The sequence below is a fragment of the Pseudomonas sp. 29 genome, assembly GCF_002754355.1.
Taxonomy (GTDB): domain Bacteria; phylum Pseudomonadota; class Gammaproteobacteria; order Pseudomonadales; family Pseudomonadaceae; genus Aquipseudomonas; species Aquipseudomonas neuropathica.
This window is the reverse complement of the sequence record NZ_PEEY01000001.1, coordinates 4,364,012-4,383,251: the sequence shown is the minus strand read 5'-3', so window position 1 is coordinate 4,383,251 and position 19,240 is coordinate 4,364,012. Positions and strand designations below refer to the sequence as shown.

The following is a 19,240-nucleotide window of genomic DNA, read 5'->3' as shown; positions in this document are numbered from 1 at the left end:
TCTCCTTTCAGACAGACAATGCGTTGTGTTCGGCCACCGCGCGCTCGACCCAGGTTTTCGCCTGGCCGAGGTAATGGGCGGGGTTCAAAAGTTGATCGAGTTCAGCGCTGCTCAACTCGGCGGTGACTTGCGGTTCGTCACCGAGCACGGCGCGTAAATGGCGCTGCTCGGCCACCGCGCGTTTGCAGCATTGTTCGAGCAGGTGATGCGCGGCGTCGCGGCCAACACGCTGGGCGAGGACAATGCTGACGGCTTCGGCCAACACCAGCCCCTGAGTCAATTCGAGGTTGCGGGCCATGCGTGCGGCGTCGACTTCCAGACCGTCGGCAAGCAATCGCGCCTGTTGCAGCGAACCGGAAACGAGGCAGCAGATTTCCGGCAACGTTTCCCATTCGGCATGCCACAGACCGAGGCTGCGTTCGTGCTCCTGCGGCATCGCGCTGAACAGCGTCGAGACCAGACCCGGAACGCGCGTCGCTGCGCCGATCAACACCGCTGCGCCGACCGGATTGCGCTTGTGCGGCATGGTTGACGAACCACCCTTGCCCGGCGCCGATGGCTCGAACACCTCAGCCGCTTCAGTCTGCATCAACAGGCTGATGTCGCGGCCGAATTTGCCCAGGCTGCCGGCGATCAAACCCAGCGCCGCGCCGAACTCGACCACGCGATCACGCTGGGTGTGCCACGGCTGTTCCGGCAAGGTCAGTTGCAGTTCTTCAGCCAGCGCGTCGGCAATCGGCAAGGCCTGTTCGCCCAACGCGGCGAGGGTCCCGGAAGCGCCACCGAATTGCAGCACCAGCAAACGCGGCTTGAGTTCACGCAAGCGCTGACGGCTGCGAGTCACCGCGCCCAGCCATCCGGCGATTTTCATACCGAGGGTCACTGGCGTCGCATGTTGTAGCCACGTGCGCCCGGCCAACGGCGTCGCCGCATGACGTTGCGCCTGGATCGCGAGGGAATCAGCGAGTCGCGCGAGATCGTTCTCGATCAACTCAAGCGCCTGACGCAATTGCAACACCAGCCCGGAATCCATCACGTCCTGACTGGTCGCGCCCAAATGCACATAACGTTCGGCTTCAGCGTCGCTGGCAGCAATCTGCTTGCCCAATGCCTTGACCAGCGGAATCGCCGAATTGCCGGCCGTGGCGATCGCCTCGCCCAGCGCCGCGAAGTCATACAGACCAGCGCTGCATGCCGCCGCAATCGGTGCCACAGCGGAAGCTGGAATCAACCCGACCCGCGCCTCGGCCCGGGCCAGCGCCGCTTCGAAGTCGAGCATGGCCTGCACGCGGCCCTGATCGCAGAACACCTCACGCATATCGCGGGCAGTGAAATAGGCATCGAACAATTGATTGCCCGGTCGCTGAGTCATAAACAGTCCTTGCCGGCGCGGGCCCTGACGACCCGCGCACTTCGGGTTAGAGATCGTGGTGCAAATACGCCGCCTGTTTCGGCAAGCGCAGACTGAACAGGAAGGCGATCGCCATCATGGCCGTAACGTACCAGTAGAAGGAGTTTTCCATGCCGATGTTCTTCAGGCTCAGGGCGACGAATTCCGCCGAACCGCCGAAGATCGCGTTCGCCACCGCATAGGCCAGACCAACGCCAAGGGCGCGGACTTCCGGCGGGAACATTTCGGCTTTTACCAGGCCGCTGATCGAGGTGTAGAAACTGACAATCGCCAGCGCCACGGTGATCAATACAAACGCGAGGAACGGGCTGCTGACGCTTTTCAGGCTCAACAGAATCGGCACGGTGAACAGCGTGCCGAGCGCGCCGAACCAGAGCATCGAATTACGGCGGCCAATCTTGTCAGCAAGCATGCCGAACAGCGGCTGCATGCACATATACAGGAACAGCGCGCCGGTCATGATGTAGCTGGCGGTCTTGGCGTGCATGCCAGCGGTGTTGACCAGGTACTTCTGCATGTAGGTAGTGAAGGTGTAGAAAATCAGCGAACCACCGGCGGTGTAACCGAGCACGGTGATGAACGCGGCTTTGTGATCGCGGAACAGTGCGCTGATGCTGCCGGCGTCTTTATGCGCGCGGGTTTCCTTGTTGGTGGTTTCTTTCAGGCTGCGACGCAGGAACAGCGAAATCAGCGCCGCCACCGCACCGACCACAAACGGAATCCGCCAGCCGTAGGCACGCAAATCGTCTTCAGTGAGAAATTGCTGCAGCACTACTACCAGCGACACGGCCAGCAATTGCCCGCCGATCAGCGTCACGTACTGGAACGAGGCGAAAAATCCGCGCTGGCCCTTGAGGGCAACTTCGCTCATGTAGGTGGCGGTGGTGCCGTACTCGCCGCCGACCGACAGGCCTTGCAGCAAGCGTGCGAACAACAGCAGGACCGGTGCCCAGACGCCGATGTCCTTATAGGTCGGCAGGCAGGCAATCAGCAACGAGCCGAAGCACATCATCAGAATCGAGATGAGCATCGAGTTCTTGCGCCCGTGCTTGTCGGCGACCCGGCCGAAAATCCAGCCACCAATCGGGCGCATCAGGAAGCCGGCGGCGAACACGCCAGCGGTATTGACCAGTTGCACCGTCGGGTTGTCGGAGGGGAAGAACGCCGGGGCGAAATAAATCGCGCAGAAGGCGTAGACGTAGAAGTCGAACCATTCGACGAGGTTGCCGGACGAGGCGCCGACAATGGCAAAGATGCGCTTGCTGCGCTCTTCACCGGTGTAATGGGAGGTGGTCGTTGTCATTGTTTTTCACTCGATAGGGACAGTGAGAGTCTAGACATACTTTGCAACAGTCCCGTTCCACAGTTCCATCAGCAACACAGTTCTCCCCTGTGGGAGCGAGCCTGCTCGCGAAGAGGGAGTGTCAGACGACATTTATGTTGGCTGACCCACCGCTTTCGCGAGCAGGCTCGCTCCCACAGGGGATTGGTGGTGTTCTTTTAATAATCGAAGAACACGGTTTCGGCGTCAGTGCCCTGCAGAATCACATTCCACTGGTAAACACCCGAGGCGTCCTGCTTGGCCAGCAACGTGCTGCGACGCTCGGCCGGCACACATTCGAGTAACGGATCATCAACGTTGGCCGGCTCGCCTTCAAAGTAGATCCGCGTCAGCAAGTGTTTGACCAAGCCACGGGCAAACACCAGCACCACCAGATGCGGCGCCTGGGTCGAACCTTTCAGGCCCTCAACCGTGCCCGGTTTGATCGTGGTGAAACGGAAGCGCCCTTCTGCATCCACCGGCACCCGGCCAAAACCTTCAAAGTTCGGATCAAGCGGTTTGTCCTGCTCGTCTTCCGGATGGTCGTACTTGCCGGCAGCATTCGCCTGCCAGACTTCGAGCATGGCGTCGTTAACGACATCGCCGTTGCCATCCACCACTTGCCCGGCGATTGCCACGCGCTCGCCGAGGGTTTGCTCAACGGTGAGGTCTTCACGGTTCAGCCAGGTCAGGCCGATGTGGTAGTACGGCCCGACGGTGTGGGACGTGGTCGCAGTCAGCGTCATCTTATTTCTCCATCGGCGTGGCTTCACGCCCGCGCAGCACGATGTCCCAGCGATAACCGAGGGCGTAGGACGGAATGGTTTTTTCCAGATCGAAACTGGCGATCAGGCGTTCCTTGGCCGAGGTGTCCGGCACGCAGTTGTAGATCGGGTCGTAGGCCAGCAGCGGATCGCCCGGGAAATACATTTGCGTGACCAGACGCGTGAGGATGCTCGGCCCGAACAGCGAGAAGTGGATATGCGCCGGGCGCCAGGCGTTGTGATGGTTACCCCAAGGGTAGGCGCCGGGCTTGATGGTCTGGAACTGATACCAGCCATCGGCGTCGGTGACGGTGCGGCCAGTACCGGTGAAGTTCGGGTCCAGCGGCGCGTCGTGCAGGTCGCGCTTGTGGTTATAGCGGCCGGCGGCGTTGGCCTGCCAGATTTCCACCAGAATCCCCGGCACCGGCAGACCGTTTTCGTCGAGCACGCGGCCGTGAATGATGATGCGTTCGCCCTGCGGCTCGCCTGCATGCTGGGCGGTCAGGTCGTTATCGGTGTCGCCCACGCGCTCGGCGCCGATGGTCGGCCCGGTGATTTCCGACAGCGAGTGCGGCAGAAACACCAATGGCTTGGACGGCGAGCGCAGGTTGGTGGATTGATACGTCGGGTGCAGGTACTCAGGCTGAGTGCCTTCCTGCGGACGACGGTAACCAGGCTTGTCAGACATGTCGCTTTCCTCTGTTCTATTTCGTCACGGCTTGCGTCAGACGCGTTCGATGGCCAGGGCCAGACCTTGGCCGACACCGACACACATGGTCGCCAGACCTTTCTTGCCACCGGTCTTTTCCAACTGATGCAGTGCGGTCAGCACCAGACGCGCACCGCTCATGCCCAACGGGTGACCAAGGGCAATCGCCCCGCCGTTCGGGTTGACCTGCGCAGCGTCATCGGCAAGACCCAGTTCGCGCAGCACCGCCAAACCCTGGCTGGCAAACGCTTCGTTGAGTTCGATAACGTCGAAATCGCTGACCGCGACGCCCAGGCGCTCGATCAATTTGCGCACCGCCGGCACCGGGCCGATGCCCATCACCCGAGGTGCGACACCAGCGCTGGCCATGCCGAGCACTTTGGCGCGGGCGGTCAGGCCATGTTTTTTCACCGCGTCGGCGGAAGCCAGAATCAGTGCCGCAGCACCGTCGTTGACCCCGGAAGCATTGCCGGCGGTGACGGTTTTGTCCGGGCCGTTGACTGGCTTCAGCTTGGTCAGTGCTTCGATCGTGGTATCGGCGCGCGGATGTTCGTCCTGGCTGACTACGGTTTCGCCCTTCTTGTGGGCGATCCGCACTTCGACGATTTCTTCGGCGAAGTAGCCCGCAGCCTGCGCGACAGCAGTGCGTTGCTGACTGCGTAGAGCGAACGCGTCCTGATCGGCGCGCGACACTTTATAGTCGTCGGCGACGTTGTCAGCGGTCTGCGGCATCGCGTCGACGCCGTACTGCGCCTTCATCAACGGGTTGATGAAACGCCAGCCGATGGTAGTGTCTTCCAGTTTCATGTTGCGCGAAAAACCTGCGTCAGCCTTGCCCATCACGAACGGCGCGCGGGACATCGACTCGACGCCGCCGGCAATTGCCAACTCCATCTCGCCGCTGGCGATTGCGCGGAATGCGGTGCCGATCGCGTCCATGCCCGAAGCGCAAAGACGATTGAGCGTCACGCCCGGTACGCTTTCCGGCAGACCGGCCAGCAGCAGCGCCATGCGCGCAACGTTGCGGTTGTCTTCGCCGGCCTGGTTGGCGCAACCGAGGAAGACTTCGTCGATGGCATTCCAGTCCACCGATGGATTGCGTTCCATCAGGGCCTTGATCGGCACAGCGGCCAGGTCATCGGCGCGGACGGCGGACAAACCGCCGCCGAAACGGCCGATCGGGGTGCGAATCGCGTCGCAGATATAAACGTCACGCATCATGCTTCTCCCGGTGCCTGGCCGTGGGCGGCGGCAGTACGCGCTTCGAGATCGCGCAGCGCGGTCAGTTCGACTTCAGTCGGTTCAGCAGTGTTTTCAACATGCTCGGCAAAACGAATCGCCCAACCGGTGGCCGCGACCACTTGCTCGCGGGTCACGCCCGGGTGCAGCGCGGTGACCACGAATTCGTGGGTGCCTTCTTCCGGCTCCATGATGCACAGGTCGGTGATGATCCCGACCGGCCCGGCGCCCGGCAGGCCCAGACGTTTGCGCGAGTCGCCGCCTTCGCCGTGACCAACCGAGGTGATGAAGTCGAGCTTGTCGACAAACGAACGCGCCGACTGTTTAAGGATGATCAACACGCTTTTTGCCGAACCGGCAATCTCCGGCGCGCCACCGGCACCCGGCAGACGCACTTTCGGCGAGAAGTAATCGCCAACCACGGTGGTGTTGATGTTGCCGAAACGGTCGACCTGCGCAGCACCGAGGAAACCAACGTCAATGCGTCCGCCCTGCAACCAATAGCGAAAAATCTCACCGGTCGGTACGACGGTGTCAGCGGTTTCAGCGAGTTCGCCGTCACCAATGGACAGCGGCAACACGCTCGGCTTGGCGCCAATCGGACCCGATTCATAGATCAGCACCACGTCCGGCGAAGAAGTCAGGCGCGCGAGGTTGGCGGCTTTCGACGGCAGGCCGATACCGACGAAGCACACCGAGCCGTTCTTCAGGCGACGGGCCGCCGCGACGGTCATCATTTCATTGGTGGTGTAAGTCATTACTTGGCCTCCGAAGCAGCGGCCAACTTGGCCTGGAACGCGCTGAAGTCAGCGCAGCCATGGATGTATTCGTTGATCCACGCGGTAAACGTCTCACGGTCACGGGCGATCGGATCCCACGCCTGGTAGAAACGATTGTCACGCTCGGTGTAACCGTGGGCGTAGGACGGATGTGCGCCGCCGGGTACGTGGCAGACCGCGCTCAAGGCCCAGGTCGGCAGCACGCAGGCGTTCATCGGCGCGTTGAGGTCGTCGACAATCTCTTCCACGGTGACGATGCAGCGTTTGGCCGCCAGTGCCGCTTCTTTCTGCACACCGAGGATGCCCCACAGCAGCACGTTGCCCTGGCGGTCGGCTTTCTGTGCGTGGATCACGGTCACGTCCGGGCGCACCGACGGCACCGCCGCCAGCACTTCACCGGTGAACGGGCAGGTCACGGTTTTGATCAGTGGATTGACCTTCGGCAGGTCGGAACCGGCATAGGCACGCAGCACCGCGAACGGCAGGCCGGATGCACCAGCGACGTAGGCATTGGCCAGGTCGGCATGGCTGTGCTCTTCGATTTCGAGAGCATGCGGCCATTGTTTCTCGACCGCGTCACGCAGGCGGTGCAGCGAACCGACACCCGGGTTGCCGCCCCAGGAGAAAATCAGTTTGCGTGCGCAACCCGCGCCGATCAGTTGGTCGTAGATCAGGTCAGGCGTCATCCGCACCAGCGTCAGATCTTTCTTGCCCTGACGAATGATTTCATGACCCGCTGCCGTAGGGATCAGGTGAGTGAAGCCTTCGAGTGCGACGGTGTCACCGTCGTTGACGAATTGCTTCACCGCGTCGTGCAGCGAAAGGATCTCAGCCATGGAGCGGGCTCCTGTTTTTGTAATGAATCGCCAGTGATAAAAAGGCGCGAGGTTCAGCGCCGGAGTCACTGCAGATTAAGCCTGGGGAAATGGCCAAACAATCCGATAATCGACTGAGTGTTCGTTTATCGAACAGATTGTTGCTCTCCTAACTATCACCTCATTCGCGAGCAGGCTCGCTCCCACATTGGAATGCATTTCAAAATGTGGGAGCGAGCCTGCTCGCGAAGGGGCCGGAACATTCGACGAACATTCCTACGCATGAAACTCAGGTCGCATCCGCATGACTGACCATGCCTTTGATCACCACCGCCGTGGTGGCCAACGCCGCCGGAATCACCAACGCCGTCAACACCTGCTCGAAATTCCAGCCCAAGCCCAGCAACGTTGCGCCCATCCACGCCCCGAGAATCGCGCCAAAGCGGCCGATGCCCAGCATCCACGAGACCCCGGTCGCCCGCCCTTGGGTCGGATAAAACCGCGCCGCCAGCGACGGCATCGCCGATTGCGCGCCGTTCACGCACATCCCCGCCACCAGTACCAAGGTCGCCAGCAAGGTAATGTTGCCCAGGCTCTGCCCGACCGCGTAGGCAAACACCCCGGCCAACAGGTAGAAAATGCCGATGACCTTGTGCGGATTGAAGCGGTCCATCGCCCATCCCACAGCGACCGCGCTCAACACCCCGCCGAACTGGAACAACGCGCCAATAAATGCGGCTTGCTCCATGCTCGCACCGCTGTCACGCATCAGCGTCGGCAACCAACTGGTCAGCAGATAAACAATCACCAGACCCATGAAGTAGGTTAGCCACAGCAGCAAGGTGCCGGTGCTGTAAGTGCCGGAGAAGATCACCGCGAACACGTTGCGCGCCTTGACGGTTTTTTGTTCCGGTACGCTGAAGCTCGAGGCCTGAGCGACGGTGACCGGGTCGATCGGCGCCAGGGTCTTGCGCACTTTGTCCGTGCCACGATTGCGCACCACCAGATAACGCGCCGACTCCGGCAACCAGAACAGCAGCACCACAGCGAGGATCAGCGGCAAGATCCCGCCGATCAGCAGCAGACTGTGCCAGCCGAACGCCGGAATCAGCTTGGCGGAAATAAACCCGCCACCGGCCATGCCGAGGTTGAAACCGCAGAACATGCTGGTCACCAACAGCGACTTCTTGCGCTCCGGGGTGTATTCGGAGAGCAGTGTGGTGGCATTCGGCATCCCCGCCCCCAGTCCCAGACCGGTCAGGAAGCGCAGCACCAGCAGCTGTTCAACGTTGCTGCTGTACGCCGACGCCAGGCTGAAGGCGCCAAACAGCACCACAGCGCCGACGAGCACGACTTTGCGCCCGAAGCGGTCAGCCAAAGGGCCAGAGCCGAGTGCACCGAAGACCATGCCAATCAGCGCGGCACTCATCACCGGGCCAAGGCTGGCCCGGTCGATGCCCCAATCCTGCGACAGCGCCGGGGCAATAAACCCCATCGCGGCGGTGTCGAGGCCATCGAGAAAGACAATCAGGAAACACAGAATCACCACGCGCCACTGATAGCGCGAGATCGGTTGGGCATTGATGAAGGTCTGCACGTCGAGGCAGTTACCCACAGCGGACTGAGGCTGGTTCATTATTTTTATTCCACGCAAAAAACGCAGTCGAACGGCGGCCGGCCAGAGAGCGGCACGGTCACAAGAATAGAAGGTCTGGATCAGGCGTTGCGGTGAACCCGGCAACAGCGGATGGGGCGGAGACAGTCGGAGAGCATGCGCATGGTGAGTTGCCTCTTGTCATTATTATGGGAGTCGGCAGTCCGGCGGGCTCATTCACATCAGCGCCGGATGACGCTGCCGCGACATTAATGATCCGAGGGTTTTAGCGTCAATTCGATAAACGCAACACTGTGCGTTTATCGAACACTTCATCAGGCAAACAACTGCGCACTGAGGTCGCGACTGGCGCTGAGCAGGCCCGGCAGGAAGCGCTGCTCCAGCTCGGTACGACTGACGCGACCGGCGTGGGTGCTGACGTTGAGCGCTGCCACCACCTGGCCGGAAGCGTCGTAGACCGGCACGGCAATCGAACGCAGACCTTGTTCCAGTTCCTGATCGACGATGCACCAGCCTTGCTGCCGCACTTCCTGCAGGCATTCGAGCAACGCGTCGGGGGTGTGAATCGTGCGGCTGGTCTTGGCGACCAATTCGGCGTGATCGAGGTATTCACGCAGCGAGGTGTCATCAAGTGCTGCCAGCAGAATCCGCCCCATCGACGTGCAATACGCTGGCAGGCGACCGCCCACCGACAGGTCCACCGAAATCAGCCGCTGAGTGGTCGCCGAGCGGGCGATGTAGAGAATGTCGTCGCCCTCCAGCGTGGCCATGTTGCAGGCTTCGTGCAGTTGTTCGCTCATGCGGTCGAGGTACGGCTGAGCGGACACTGCCAACGGCGTCGACGACAGATAGGCGTGGCCAAGTGTCAGCACTTTGGGCAGCAAGGAATAGGTGCGACCGTCCGTGGTGGCGTAGCCGAGTTTGATCAGCGTATGCAGGCAACGACGCACGGCGGCGCGGGGAATCTCGGTGCGGTGGCTGATTTGGGCGATAGTCAGATGGCGCTTGCGCTCCTGAAACGCCTGCACCACCGCCAGACCACGAGCCAGCGAAGTCATGAAGTCCGGATCACCGGTCAGCGCCTGGATACGTTTGGCCGGCGAGGCGACGATCGGCGGCGCCACAGAGGTGAAGGAGTTGCGCATTTGATCGTTCATTTCTTGTCCTTTTATCCGGCACGGATCAATGGGCTATACAAGCGGCTCGCCGACAAATGCACAAGCGTCGGGCTGCAAGATTGGGCGATTATCGAACCGTCGACCGATAATCGCAATCAGCTGTTGGGATGGCGTCTAGCTATTTATAGGGCAAGCCAAACTTTGCGATTATCAGAATCACAGCTTTAGTTGTCCGACTAAATGGCGCCAAAAACAGATCACCCACCCAATAAGGGCCAACACGCACTTCAACTAGTAACAAAAGTTGCGAGTCACAAAACAATCACACATCCGGAACCGTTTTTAACTTGGCAAAGATAGTCATTCCTGAATCGACCGCTATAATGCAGCTCAGTGGCACCTCGTTTTTAATCGCGGAGGTCGTCACCCGCTGCGGCGATGTCCATCGCCAACAGCCCGGCCAGCGCCTGACGCGAATCACTCATGCAACGCCTGCGCTCGCTGAAACAGGAAACTGATGCTGCGTCAGTTTTTATCTGGTGCCGTAGCCGCCTGTAACACGTAAGTCTTGATCGCCCCACCGTTTACACCAATGCCTGTCCGGGCGTTGAACTCGCGGTGGCTCCGTTCAACCGATTCGTTGCAGTGCGTTTCACCAGACACTTAACTCAACTCATACAGGTAGCACTGTGACGAAAGACGAACTGCGCGCGGAACTTGAGCGCCAGGAACAACGTTACAAGGAAGTTTACGGCGGGGAAGTCACCACCTACGCCGCTCAGCCCGAACCGGAACGCAAAGCATGGCGTAAACGCCCTACCGTTCAGGATCAGGTCTTCAAGCAAGAAATCGAAAAGATCGAAAAGGAACTCAAAGCCGAAGAGCCTTGAGCGACGTTTTTCGGATCTTCTGAAGGTTTGCGTCCACACCGGTTACAAGCGCGGTGGAACGACGATGCCTTGCGCGCCCGCTACCCGCGGGCAGCGGCCATCATCCGGTCTGACTGACTGAGAACGGGCGTCCTACAGGTTTCAGAGATATTTCAGACAAGCGTTTGAGACGTCTGCGCATCGATAAATTCGCTTGCAAAACAAGCTTTTTATCAAGCAAATCAAGCACTTGAAAAACCTTGCAGCACGCTTGGTTTTCATGCGTTGCAACAAATTAAATCGAAGAAGTGTGTAACCGATGAGCAGGGAGGGGATCGATTCCCAGTCTTTTCTGGCATAATCGCGCCCCCTTACGACCGGGTCAGAAAACCTTCATGATCGATTTATTCAGCGGACTGGATGCTTGGGTGCTTGTGAGCCTCTTGCTCGCCCTGACGTTTGTCCTCGCCTTCGAGTTCATCAATGGATTTCATGACACCGCTAACGCGGTAGCCACTGTTATCTACACCAAAGCCATGCCGCCCCACCTGGCGGTCTTCTTCTCCGGTGTGTTCAATTTCCTCGGCGTGCTGCTGGGCGGCGTTGGCGTGGCGTATGCCATTGTCCATTTGCTGCCGGTTGAGCTGCTGATCAATGTGAACACCGGCCATGGCCTGGCGATGGTGTTCTCGTTGCTCGCCGCGGCAATCGCCTGGAACCTGGGCACCTGGTACTTCGGTATCCCGGCTTCCAGCTCGCACACCCTGATCGGCTCGATCCTCGGTGTCGGCCTGGCCAACGCCCTGATCAACGACATTCCGTTGGCCGACGGCGTGAACTGGCAAAAAGCGATCGACATCGGCGCCTCGCTGGTGTTCTCGCCAATGGCCGGCTTCCTGATCGCCGCGCTGATCCTGATCGGCCTGAAGTGGTGGCGTCCGCTGTCGAAGATGCACAAGACACCGGAACAACGCCGCAAGATCGACGACAAGAAGCATCCACCGTTCTGGAACCGTCTGGTTCTGGTGATCTCGGCGATGGCCGTGAGCTTCGTGCACGGCTCCAACGATGGCCAGAAAGGCATCGGCCTGATCATGCTGGTGCTGATCGGTATCGTGCCTGCGCAGTTCGTTCTCGACCTGAACAGCACCACCTATCAGATCGAACGCACTCGCGACGCGACCCTGCACCTGAGCCAGTTCTACCAGCGCAACGCCGATTCGCTGGGTGAATTCCTGGCCTTGGGCAAGAGCGTGGAAGGCGACCTGCCGGAGAAATTCCGCTGCAACCCGCAGCAGACCGAACCGACCATCAGCGCCCTGCTGCACACGCTTAAAGGCGTAGCGGACTACCATTCGCTGTCGTCCGAGAGCCGCATCGAAGTGCGTCGTTACCTGCTCTGCCTGGACGACACCGCGAAGAAGGTTGGCAAGCTGCCAGGCCTGGAAGCCCGTGAAAAGGCTGACCTCGACAAGCTGCGCAAAGACCTGACCACCACCACCGAATACGCCCCGTTCTGGGTGATTCTGGCGGTCGCACTGGCTCTGGGCCTGGGCACCATGGTTGGCTGGAAACGCGTGGTGCTGACCATCGGTGAGAAGATCGGCAAGCAGGGCATGACCTATTCCCAGGGCATGTCGGCGCAGATCACTACTGCCAGCTTGATCGGTATGGCCAATATCTTCAGCCTGCCGGTGTCGACCACTCACGTTCTGTCTTCGGGCGTGGCGGGCACCATGGTCGCTAACAAGAGCGGCCTGCAGGGTGGCACTGTGCGTACCATTCTGTTGGCGTGGGTGTTGACCCTGCCGGCGACTGTGGCGCTGTCGGCCGGGTTGTTCTGGCTGGCGTCGAAGGCGCTGGGTAGTTGATAGATAGCGGTACTTGAGAAAGGCGCGATTCGAGAGGATCGCGCCTTTTTTTGTGTTTGGGGTTTTGGGATTGGGATTGGGATTGGGATTGGGGGCATATCCGTTGCTGCGGGTGCTGCCGCTGGCGGTTTCGCTCTTACAGCGAGTCCCTTTTTCAAACGCCAAAAAGGAACCAAAAGGCTTTGCCCCTGGCGTACGGCACTTCGCTGAGGCTCAGTGTTCCCTCGCTACGGTGTCCATCCGGGGGCATCGCCTACGGTTTGCTTCGCTGCACCTCCTCTCGATGTATGCGGCTACGCCGCACGGCGCTACGCGCCTACCCCCGGATGAACACCTACGCTCGGCCTGCCGATGGGGCAAAAGATCAAAAACCAAAGCCAGATCACAAGCCAGATCACAAGCCAGATCACAAGCCAGATCACAAGCCCCTCACCCTAGCCCTCTCCCGGAGGGAGAGGGGACTGACCGAGGTGTTTGGTAGAGTTACGCCGACGTGAAAGTCCGAGTTGAACGCAAATTTTCACAGGCCCACCATCGGCTCTCTCTCCCTAGGGAGAGGGCTGGGGTGAGTGGCAAGAGCACCAAAAACCCAAAGCCGAACACCCGCTTTTCACCACTCAATAGGCCGAGTGTCAGCTCGCCTGCTCTTGATCTTGATCCACGGGCGACGTCGGAAGGCTGAGTGGAGGGATTGATCCGGGCGTGGGAGCGCAGCGACCGTTTGGCGAAGCCAAACACAGCGGAAGGAGGTGCAGCGAAGCAAACCGGAGCCGCTGCGCCCGGATCGATCCCGGAGCGAAGGAACCCGAGCCTGCGAGGGCCGAACGCAGGAGCAAGCCTTTTGGGTTACCTTTTTGGCGTTTGAAAAAGGTGACCCGCCGTAAGGGCGGAACCGTAATCAGCAACACCCGCAAAAACGGATATTCACCCAAAACCCCAAGAACATGGTCGGCCCAAAGGCCGCCAAGACACAAAAAAAAAGGGGCAACCGAAGTCGCCCCAAAATGCCTTGCGTGCTCATCAATCCAGAAGAATCACTTCTTGCGCTTATTCGCATCCTTCCAGATAAAAAATCCAAACCCTGCAAAAAACAGAACCATCAGCCCTACAGTCAGGACCCCGGCAAACACCACGTTATCGAAAAACATGACTGGCCTCCTGGCCCCTGCTCTGCTGCGATGGGACTAAGTTACCAAACACACAGGCGCACAAATTGACCGGGATCAATACCAGCAACGAAGGGGGATAAAGGAGGGAAAATAACTGACCTGCATCAACGGATGCAGGGGGAGATCAACGCTTTTTCGGCTTGTTTTTCGACTTTTTCTTGGCTTTTCCCAGCGGCATAGCCTGCTCGAACGCTTGGCGCACCTCGTTCAGGCGCTTCTCTTTAATGTCATGCACACGCTTGGCGCGCTCAGTGCTGAGGTCAATCAGTTTGTCGTCTTGGCTCATGGCGTCAGTACATCACTTGAAAGAATCACAACTGCCACATCAGCGGCAGGACTGCGCCAATAATGCAGCCTCAGACGCGCGCTGACCAGCCGGCGCGCCCCACGCGGTACAGCGACTCAAATCTCGATATCGACCCACAAGCCCTGACGCGGCTGATCTTCCATCAGCGGCACCACCGGCACGGTATTGTCGGCATTCAGTTCGGTACCGGGCACCGCCAGGTGTTCTTCCGGGTCTTCGTCGGCTTCGCGACGGCGTCGATCACGCTCCTGCTGACGGCGTTGTTCTTCACGCGCCAGCAGACGATCCTCTTCCGGATCGCGCTTTTGCAGATCGATCGTGCTTTCGTTGGAGCTTTCCTGCACCGGCACCACCGGAGGAATGTCCGGCCGCTGGCGGATCGGATCCTGCTGGGAAGTGATCGGCACAGCGCTCAGAGGGAGCATCGGTGGCAACATATAAAGGGTCTCCTGTCTGCAGGCTATCGGCTGCGGCAAAGGCGCCTTGAGCCACTGGTCGAAAATCTGTGACGCACTTGGCACGTGCAGGAGCTGCCGAAGGCTGCGATCTTCATCAGACAGCTCAAACCTCAAGGGTTCTCAAAGATCAAAAGATCGCAGCCTACGGCAGCGCCTACGCCAGTAATCTTTGGCCCTGAAGCCTGCATTCCGTTAAGATAGCCCGCTTTTTCAAGGTGGGAGTCAGGCAGCATGGCGCAGCAGTATCAACCGGGGCAACGCTGGATCAGTGACAGCGAAGCAGAGCTTGGTTTAGGCACCGTTCTGGCACAGGACGGCCGCTTGTTGACCGTGCTTTACCCGGCCACTGGCGAAACCCGCCAGTACGCGCTACGGAATGCGCCCCTGACCCGCGTGCGGTTCTCGCCGGGTGACAGCATCACCCACTTCGAAGGCTGGAAAATGACCGTGCAGCAAGTCGACGACGTCGACGGGCTGATGGTCTATCACGGTCTCAACGGGCAGAACGAAGCCGTCACCCTGCCGGAAACCCAGCTGTCGAACTTCATTCAGTTCCGTCTGGCCAGCGACCGTCTGTTCGCCGGCCAGATCGATCCGCTGGCGTGGTTCTCGCTGCGTTACAACACCCTCGAACACACCAGCCGCCAACTGCAATCGTCGCTCTGGGGCCTGGGTGGCGTTCGCGCTCAGCCAATCGCGCACCAATTGCACATTGCTCGCGAAGTCGCCGACCGCATCGCGCCGCGCGTATTGCTGGCGGACGAAGTGGGTCTGGGTAAAACCATCGAAGCCGGTCTGGTGATCCATCGCCAACTGCTCTCGGGCCGCGCCAACCGCGTGCTGATCCTCGTCCCGGAAAACCTCCAGCACCAGTGGCTGGTTGAAATGCGCCGCCGCTTCAACCTGCAAGTTGCGCTGTTCGACGAAGAGCGTTTCATCGAAAGCGATGCCACCAACCCGTTCGAAGACACGCAACTGGCGCTGGTTGCGCTGGAATGGCTGGTCGACGACGAGAAGGCCCAGGACGCACTGTTCGCGGCCGGTTGGGATTTGCTGGTGGTCGACGAAGCCCACCACCTGGTCTGGCACGAAGAGAAAGCCAGCGCGGAATATTCGCTGGTCGAGCAACTCGCCGAAGTCATTCCGGGCGTGCTGCTGCTCACCGCCACCCCGGAACAACTCGGCCAGGACAGCCACTTCGCCCGTCTGCGCCTGCTCGACCCGAACCGTTTCCATGACCTGGCTGCCTTCCGCGCCGAGAGCGAGAACTATCGCCCGGTGGCCGAAGCCGTGCAGGAACTGCTCGACAAGGGCCGTCTCTCGGCCAAAGCGCACAAAACCATTCAGGGTTTCCTCGGCAACGAAGGCGAAGCCCTGCTGACCGCGGTCAACGATGGCGACAGCGAAGCCAGCGCGCGCCTCGTGCGTGAACTGCTCGATCGCCACGGCACCGGCCGCGTGCTGTTCCGTAATACCCGCGCCGCCGTGCAGGGTTTCCCGGAGCGCAAACTGCACCCGTACCCGCTGCCATGCCCGGACGAATACCTCGAACTGCCGCTGGGCGAACACGCCGAGCTGTACCCGGAGGTCAGCTTCCAGGCCCAGCCGGACGCCAGCGAAGAAGAGCGCTGGTGGAAATTCGACCCGCGTGTCGAGTGGCTGATCGATCAGCTGAAAATGCTCAAGCGCACCAAGGTGCTGGTGATCTGCGCCCACGCCGAAACCGCGATGGATCTGGAAGACGCCTTGCGCGTGCGTTCCGGCATCCCGGCCACGGTGTTCCACGAAGGCATGAACATCCTTGAGCGTGACCGCGCCGCCGCCTACTTCGCCGACGAAGAATTCGGCGCACAAGTGCTGATCTGCTCGGAAATCGGCAGTGAAGGTCGTAACTTTCAGTTCGCGCACCACCTGGTGCTGTTCGATCTGCCGTCGCACCCGGACCTGCTCGAGCAGCGTATCGGTCGTCTCGACCGGATCGGCCAGAAACACATCATCGAATTGCACGTGCCGTACCTGGAAACCAGCCCGCAAGAGCGCCTGTTCCAGTGGTACCACGAAGCGCTCAACGCGTTCCTCAACACCTGCCCGACTGGCAACGCCTTGCAGCACCAGTTCGGCCCGCGCCTGCTGCCGCTGCTCGAAGAAGCCGACGACAGCGAGTGGCAAGCCCTGATCGACGAAGCACGCACCGAGCGCGAGCGTCTCGAAGCCGAACTGCACACCGGTCGCGACCGTCTGCTGGAGCTGAACTCCGGCGGTGCCGGCGAAGGTGAAGCGCTGGTCGAGGCCATCCTTGAGCAAGACGATCAGTTTGCCCTGCCGATCTACATGGAAACCCTGTTCGACGCGTTCGGCATCGACAGCGAAGACCATTCGGAAAACGCCCTGATCCTCAAGCCGAGCGAAAAAATGCTCGACGCCAGTTTCCCGCTGGGCGACGACGAAGGCGTGACCATCACCTACGACCGCAACCAGGCGCTGTCGCGCGAAGACATGCAGTTCATCACTTGGGAACACCCGATGGTGCAGGGCGGCATGGATCTGGTGCTGTCCGGTTCGATGGGCAACACCGCTGTCGCGTTGATCAAGAACAAGGCGTTGAAACCGGGCACCGTGCTGCTGGAACTGCTCTACGTCAGCGAAGTGGTCGCGCCGCGTTCGCTGCAACTGGGTCGTTACCTGCCGCCAGCCGCCCTGCGCTGCCTGCTCGACGCCAACGGCAACGACCTGTCGCCACGGGTATCGTTCGAAACACTGAACGATCAGTTGGAAAGCGTGCCGCGTGCCAGCGCCAACAAGTTCATCCAGGCCCAGCGCGATCAGTTGACGCCACGGATCAACGCCGGTGAAGACAAGATCGCGCCGCGTCACGCCGAGCGCGTGGCCGAGGCCCGCCGCCGTCTGGCCGCCGACACCGACGAAGAACTGGCGCGCCTGACCGCGTTGCAAGCGGTCAACCCGACCGTACGTGACAGCGAACTGGATGCGTTGCGCACGCAACGTGAGCAGGGTCTGGCGATGCTGGATAAAGCGGCGTTGCGCCTGGAAGCGATTCGGGTGTTGGTGGCGGGTTAAACCGCCCTGCTCCAGCGCTGAAAACAACAAGGCCTGCAGTGATGCGGGCCTTTTTGTTTGCCTGTTATTTATTAGTTGATGCTGATGGCTCTATCGCGAGCAGGCTCACTCCTACAGTTGGAATGCGTTCCCCTGTAGGAGTGAGCCTGCTCGCGATAGCGGTTATGCAGTCGCCGCAGCCACTTGCGGCTCAACCACCGCAACCAACCCCTCCTTCATCCGCTGCGCATCGCGCACAAAACACCGCGCCGCCAGAAACAGAAACACCATGGTCAAAAACAGCGCCACCGGAATCAGGTACATCGCATCATGCAGCCCGACTGCCTTGAACGCTTCGGTCATCTGCTCCGCCCCAGCCGCCAGCATCGCCGTGTGCGCAAAATGATCCGACAAGCCCCCTACCACCACCGGTCCAAGACCGCCGCCCAGCAGATACAACCCGGCGAAGAACAACGCCATCGCCGTCGCTCGCAGGCGCGGTTCGACCACGTCCTGAATCGCCGTATAAACGCAGGTGTAGAAGTTGTAGGCGAACAGCCAGCCGACACTGAACACCGCGACAAACACGCCAATCTCGATCCGCCCGGAATGCAGCGCCCACGCCGTGCACAAGGTCGAGATAATCAGACTGAACGCCGCAAACAGCAGCCGCCCGTTGGCCACACGCTGGTGAATCTTGTCGGCAATCCAGCCGCCCAGGGTCAAGCCGACCAGCCCGGTCACGCCAACGATAACTCCGGTGGCCACCGCCGCGTCCTGCAACGGCATGAGGAAATAGCGTTGCAGCATCGGCACCAGAAACGAGTTACAGGCATACGTGGCAAAGTTGAAGCACAACCCGGCCATCACCAGCCAGAGAAAGGTCGGCACTGCGAGAATCCGCCGGATCGGCTTGTCGACCTTTTCTTGCGAAACCTGCACGGTTTCCGCCGCCCCGCGCTTCGGCTCTTTAATGAAGAACATGAAAATCGCCAGGATCAGCCCTGGTACTGCGGCAATAAAGAACGGCGCACGCCAGCTGTCGAACGCCTTGACCATCGCCCCGATGGTGAAAAACGCCAGCAACAGCCCTAACGGCAAACCGAGCATGAAAATGCCCATCGCCCGCGCCCGACGATGAGCCGGAAACAAATCACCGATCAGCGAATTGGCCGCCGGCGCATAACTGGCTTCACCGATGCCGATGCCCATGCGCACGATCAGGAAGCTCCAGAAACTGCCGACCAAGCCGTTGACTGCCGTCAGCGCACTCCACGTTGCCAGGCCCCAGCCCATCAGCTTGCTGCGCGAACCGGTATCGGCCATCCGCCCCAGCGGCAGTCCGGCAATCGCGTAAACAATGGTGAATGCGGTTCCGACGATGCCCAGTTGAAAGTCACTGAGGTGCCATTCCATGCGGATCGGCTCGATGATGATCGCCGGAATGGTGCGGTCGAAAAAGTTGAACAGGTTGGCGAGGAACAGCAGGAACAGAATGCGCCAGGCATTCGCCGCTTGGGTCGAGTTCTGCATGGGTCCGTCTCTTTATTGTTATAGGGCTTCACTGCCACCGCATCCGAGCCCGGAACCTGCAATCTAGTCAGCCGCGCAATGGCTGTCTGTGATCATTCGCCTGCCTGATATCGGCCCATGGCACTGTAACGAAACGTAAGCCCTTGATAAGCCTGAAATCCCCCGAAAACCGGGGCTTTTGCGGCAAAACCTTGCCACAAAAAAA

16 protein-coding genes are annotated in these 19,240 nt (G+C 60.3%); 3 read left to right on the top strand and 13 right to left on the bottom strand.

What is annotated here, in order from left to right; genetic code table 11:
- Window positions 1-7 precede the first annotated feature (7 nt).
- The 9 genes from CLU80_RS20300 to pcaR all read right to left on the bottom strand — a co-directional run bounded on the left by CLU80_RS20300 (window position 8) and on the right by pcaR (window position 9,810).
- Window positions 8-1,372 (bottom strand): 3-carboxy-cis,cis-muconate cycloisomerase, encoded by a 1,365-nt coding sequence (locus tag CLU80_RS20300; protein WP_099758206.1) that lies wholly within the window; start codon window positions 1,370-1,372, stop codon window positions 8-10.
- A gap of 46 nt (window positions 1,373-1,418) precedes the next feature.
- Window positions 1,419-2,714, bottom strand: a complete 1,296-nt coding sequence (locus CLU80_RS20295) for an MFS family transporter (protein WP_034153075.1) — start codon at window positions 2,712-2,714, stop codon at window positions 1,419-1,421.
- A gap of 197 nt (window positions 2,715-2,911) precedes the next feature.
- On the bottom strand, window positions 2,912-3,478 hold the full coding sequence (pcaG, locus tag CLU80_RS20285; protein ID WP_099758205.1) for a protocatechuate 3,4-dioxygenase subunit alpha: 567 nt from the start codon (window positions 3,476-3,478) through the stop codon (window positions 2,912-2,914).
- A gap of 1 nt (window position 3,479) precedes the next feature.
- On the bottom strand, window positions 3,480-4,184 hold the full coding sequence (gene pcaH, locus CLU80_RS20280; RefSeq protein ID WP_093438659.1) for a protocatechuate 3,4-dioxygenase subunit beta: 705 nt from the start codon (window positions 4,182-4,184) through the stop codon (window positions 3,480-3,482).
- Between the two features lie 36 nt (window positions 4,185-4,220).
- Window positions 4,221-5,426 carry a 3-oxoadipyl-CoA thiolase gene (pcaF, locus tag CLU80_RS20275; RefSeq protein ID WP_177413065.1) on the bottom strand — a complete coding sequence of 402 codons (1,206 nt, stop codon included), beginning with the start codon at window positions 5,424-5,426 and terminating at the stop codon, window positions 4,221-4,223.
- Window positions 5,423-6,202 (bottom strand): CoA-transferase subunit beta, encoded by a 780-nt coding sequence (locus CLU80_RS20270; protein WP_064393051.1) that lies wholly within the window; start codon window positions 6,200-6,202, stop codon window positions 5,423-5,425. The genes pcaF and CLU80_RS20270 overlap by 4 nt, the downstream gene beginning before the upstream one ends.
- Complete coding sequence (locus CLU80_RS20265; RefSeq protein ID WP_099758203.1) at window positions 6,202-7,059, bottom strand: CoA transferase subunit A; 858 nt, start codon at window positions 7,057-7,059, stop codon at window positions 6,202-6,204. Before CLU80_RS20265 ends, CLU80_RS20270 begins: the two co-directional genes overlap by 1 nt.
- 268 nt (window positions 7,060-7,327) lie before the next feature.
- The gene (pcaK, locus tag CLU80_RS20260; RefSeq protein ID WP_093438668.1) at window positions 7,328-8,674 is read right to left on the bottom strand and encodes a 4-hydroxybenzoate transporter PcaK; all 1,347 of its coding nucleotides are present in this window, start codon (window positions 8,672-8,674) and stop codon (window positions 7,328-7,330) included.
- 293 nt (window positions 8,675-8,967) lie between these two features.
- Window positions 8,968-9,810: a pca regulon transcriptional regulator PcaR gene (gene pcaR / locus CLU80_RS20255; protein WP_007917109.1), complete on the bottom strand. Its 843-nt coding sequence runs from the start codon at window positions 9,808-9,810 to the stop codon at window positions 8,968-8,970.
- A gap of 650 nt (window positions 9,811-10,460) precedes the next feature.
- Between pcaR and CLU80_RS20250 the strand changes: the two genes are divergently transcribed.
- Entirely contained in the window at window positions 10,461-10,661 is a 201-nt protein-coding gene (locus tag CLU80_RS20250) for a hypothetical protein (protein ID WP_008080067.1), read from the top strand.
- 374 nt (window positions 10,662-11,035) lie between these two features.
- Window positions 11,036-12,511 carry an inorganic phosphate transporter gene (locus tag CLU80_RS20245; RefSeq protein ID WP_007917114.1) on the top strand — a complete coding sequence of 492 codons (1,476 nt, stop codon included), beginning with the start codon at window positions 11,036-11,038 and terminating at the stop codon, window positions 12,509-12,511.
- Window positions 12,512-13,545: 1,034 nt separating this feature from the next.
- On the opposite strand, the gene ccoM is transcribed toward CLU80_RS20245, so the two are convergent.
- From ccoM to CLU80_RS20235, 3 genes are all read right to left on the bottom strand, one after another.
- The gene (gene ccoM / locus CLU80_RS30295; protein ID WP_003222396.1) at window positions 13,546-13,659 is read right to left on the bottom strand and encodes a cytochrome c oxidase subunit CcoM; all 114 of its coding nucleotides are present in this window, start codon (window positions 13,657-13,659) and stop codon (window positions 13,546-13,548) included.
- A 145-nt stretch (window positions 13,660-13,804) separates the two neighbouring features.
- Window positions 13,805-13,966, bottom strand: a complete 162-nt coding sequence (locus CLU80_RS30290) for a hypothetical protein (protein WP_007918490.1) — start codon at window positions 13,964-13,966, stop codon at window positions 13,805-13,807.
- A gap of 116 nt (window positions 13,967-14,082) precedes the next feature.
- A complete protein-coding gene (locus CLU80_RS20235; protein WP_003222394.1) occupies window positions 14,083-14,424 on the bottom strand; it encodes a hypothetical protein in 342 nt (113 codons plus the stop codon).
- A gap of 252 nt (window positions 14,425-14,676) precedes the next feature.
- On the opposite strand from CLU80_RS20235, the gene rapA reads away from it, so the two are divergent.
- Window positions 14,677-17,523: an RNA polymerase-associated protein RapA gene (gene rapA / locus CLU80_RS20230; protein ID WP_099758201.1), complete on the top strand. Its 2,847-nt coding sequence runs from the start codon at window positions 14,677-14,679 to the stop codon at window positions 17,521-17,523.
- A gap of 162 nt (window positions 17,524-17,685) precedes the next feature.
- Here the strand turns inward: rapA and CLU80_RS20225 are convergent, their stop codons facing one another.
- Window positions 17,686-19,035: a spinster family MFS transporter gene (locus CLU80_RS20225; protein ID WP_099758200.1), complete on the bottom strand. Its 1,350-nt coding sequence runs from the start codon at window positions 19,033-19,035 to the stop codon at window positions 17,686-17,688.
- Window positions 19,036-19,240: the final 205 nt, after the last annotated feature.

Bases quoted from the DNA above. Each gene is read 5' to 3' on its own strand.
- CLU80_RS20235 (WP_003222394.1), bottom strand. From the start codon at position 14,424: ATGTTGCCACCGATGCTCCCTCTGAGCGCTGTGCCGATCACTTCCCAG.
- CLU80_RS20270 (WP_064393051.1), bottom strand. From the start codon at position 6,202: ATGACTTACACCACCAATGAAATGATGACCGTCGCGGCGGCCCGTCGC.
- pcaR (WP_007917109.1), bottom strand. From the start codon at position 9,810: ATGAACGATCAAATGCGCAACTCCTTCACCTCTGTGGCGCCGCCGATC.
- pcaF (WP_177413065.1), bottom strand. From the start codon at position 5,426: ATGATGCGTGACGTTTATATCTGCGACGCGATTCGCACCCCGATCGGC.
- pcaH (WP_093438659.1), bottom strand. From the start codon at position 4,184: ATGTCTGACAAGCCTGGTTACCGTCGTCCGCAGGAAGGCACTCAGCCT.
- pcaG (WP_099758205.1), bottom strand. From the start codon at position 3,478: ATGACGCTGACTGCGACCACGTCCCACACCGTCGGGCCGTACTACCAC.
- CLU80_RS20225 (WP_099758200.1), bottom strand. From the start codon at position 19,035: ATGCAGAACTCGACCCAAGCGGCGAATGCCTGGCGCATTCTGTTCCTG.
- CLU80_RS30290 (WP_007918490.1), bottom strand. From the start codon at position 13,966: ATGAGCCAAGACGACAAACTGATTGACCTCAGCACTGAGCGCGCCAAG.
- CLU80_RS20300 (WP_099758206.1), bottom strand. From the start codon at position 1,372: ATGACTCAGCGACCGGGCAATCAATTGTTCGATGCCTATTTCACTGCC.
- pcaK (WP_093438668.1), bottom strand. From the start codon at position 8,674: ATGAACCAGCCTCAGTCCGCTGTGGGTAACTGCCTCGACGTGCAGACC.
- ccoM (WP_003222396.1), bottom strand. From the start codon at position 13,659: ATGTTTTTCGATAACGTGGTGTTTGCCGGGGTCCTGACTGTAGGGCTG.
- CLU80_RS20265 (WP_099758203.1), bottom strand. From the start codon at position 7,059: ATGGCTGAGATCCTTTCGCTGCACGACGCGGTGAAGCAATTCGTCAAC.
- rapA (WP_099758201.1), top strand. From the start codon at position 14,677: ATGGCGCAGCAGTATCAACCGGGGCAACGCTGGATCAGTGACAGCGAA.
- CLU80_RS20245 (WP_007917114.1), top strand. From the start codon at position 11,036: ATGATCGATTTATTCAGCGGACTGGATGCTTGGGTGCTTGTGAGCCTC.
- CLU80_RS20295 (WP_034153075.1), bottom strand. From the start codon at position 2,714: ATGACAACGACCACCTCCCATTACACCGGTGAAGAGCGCAGCAAGCGC.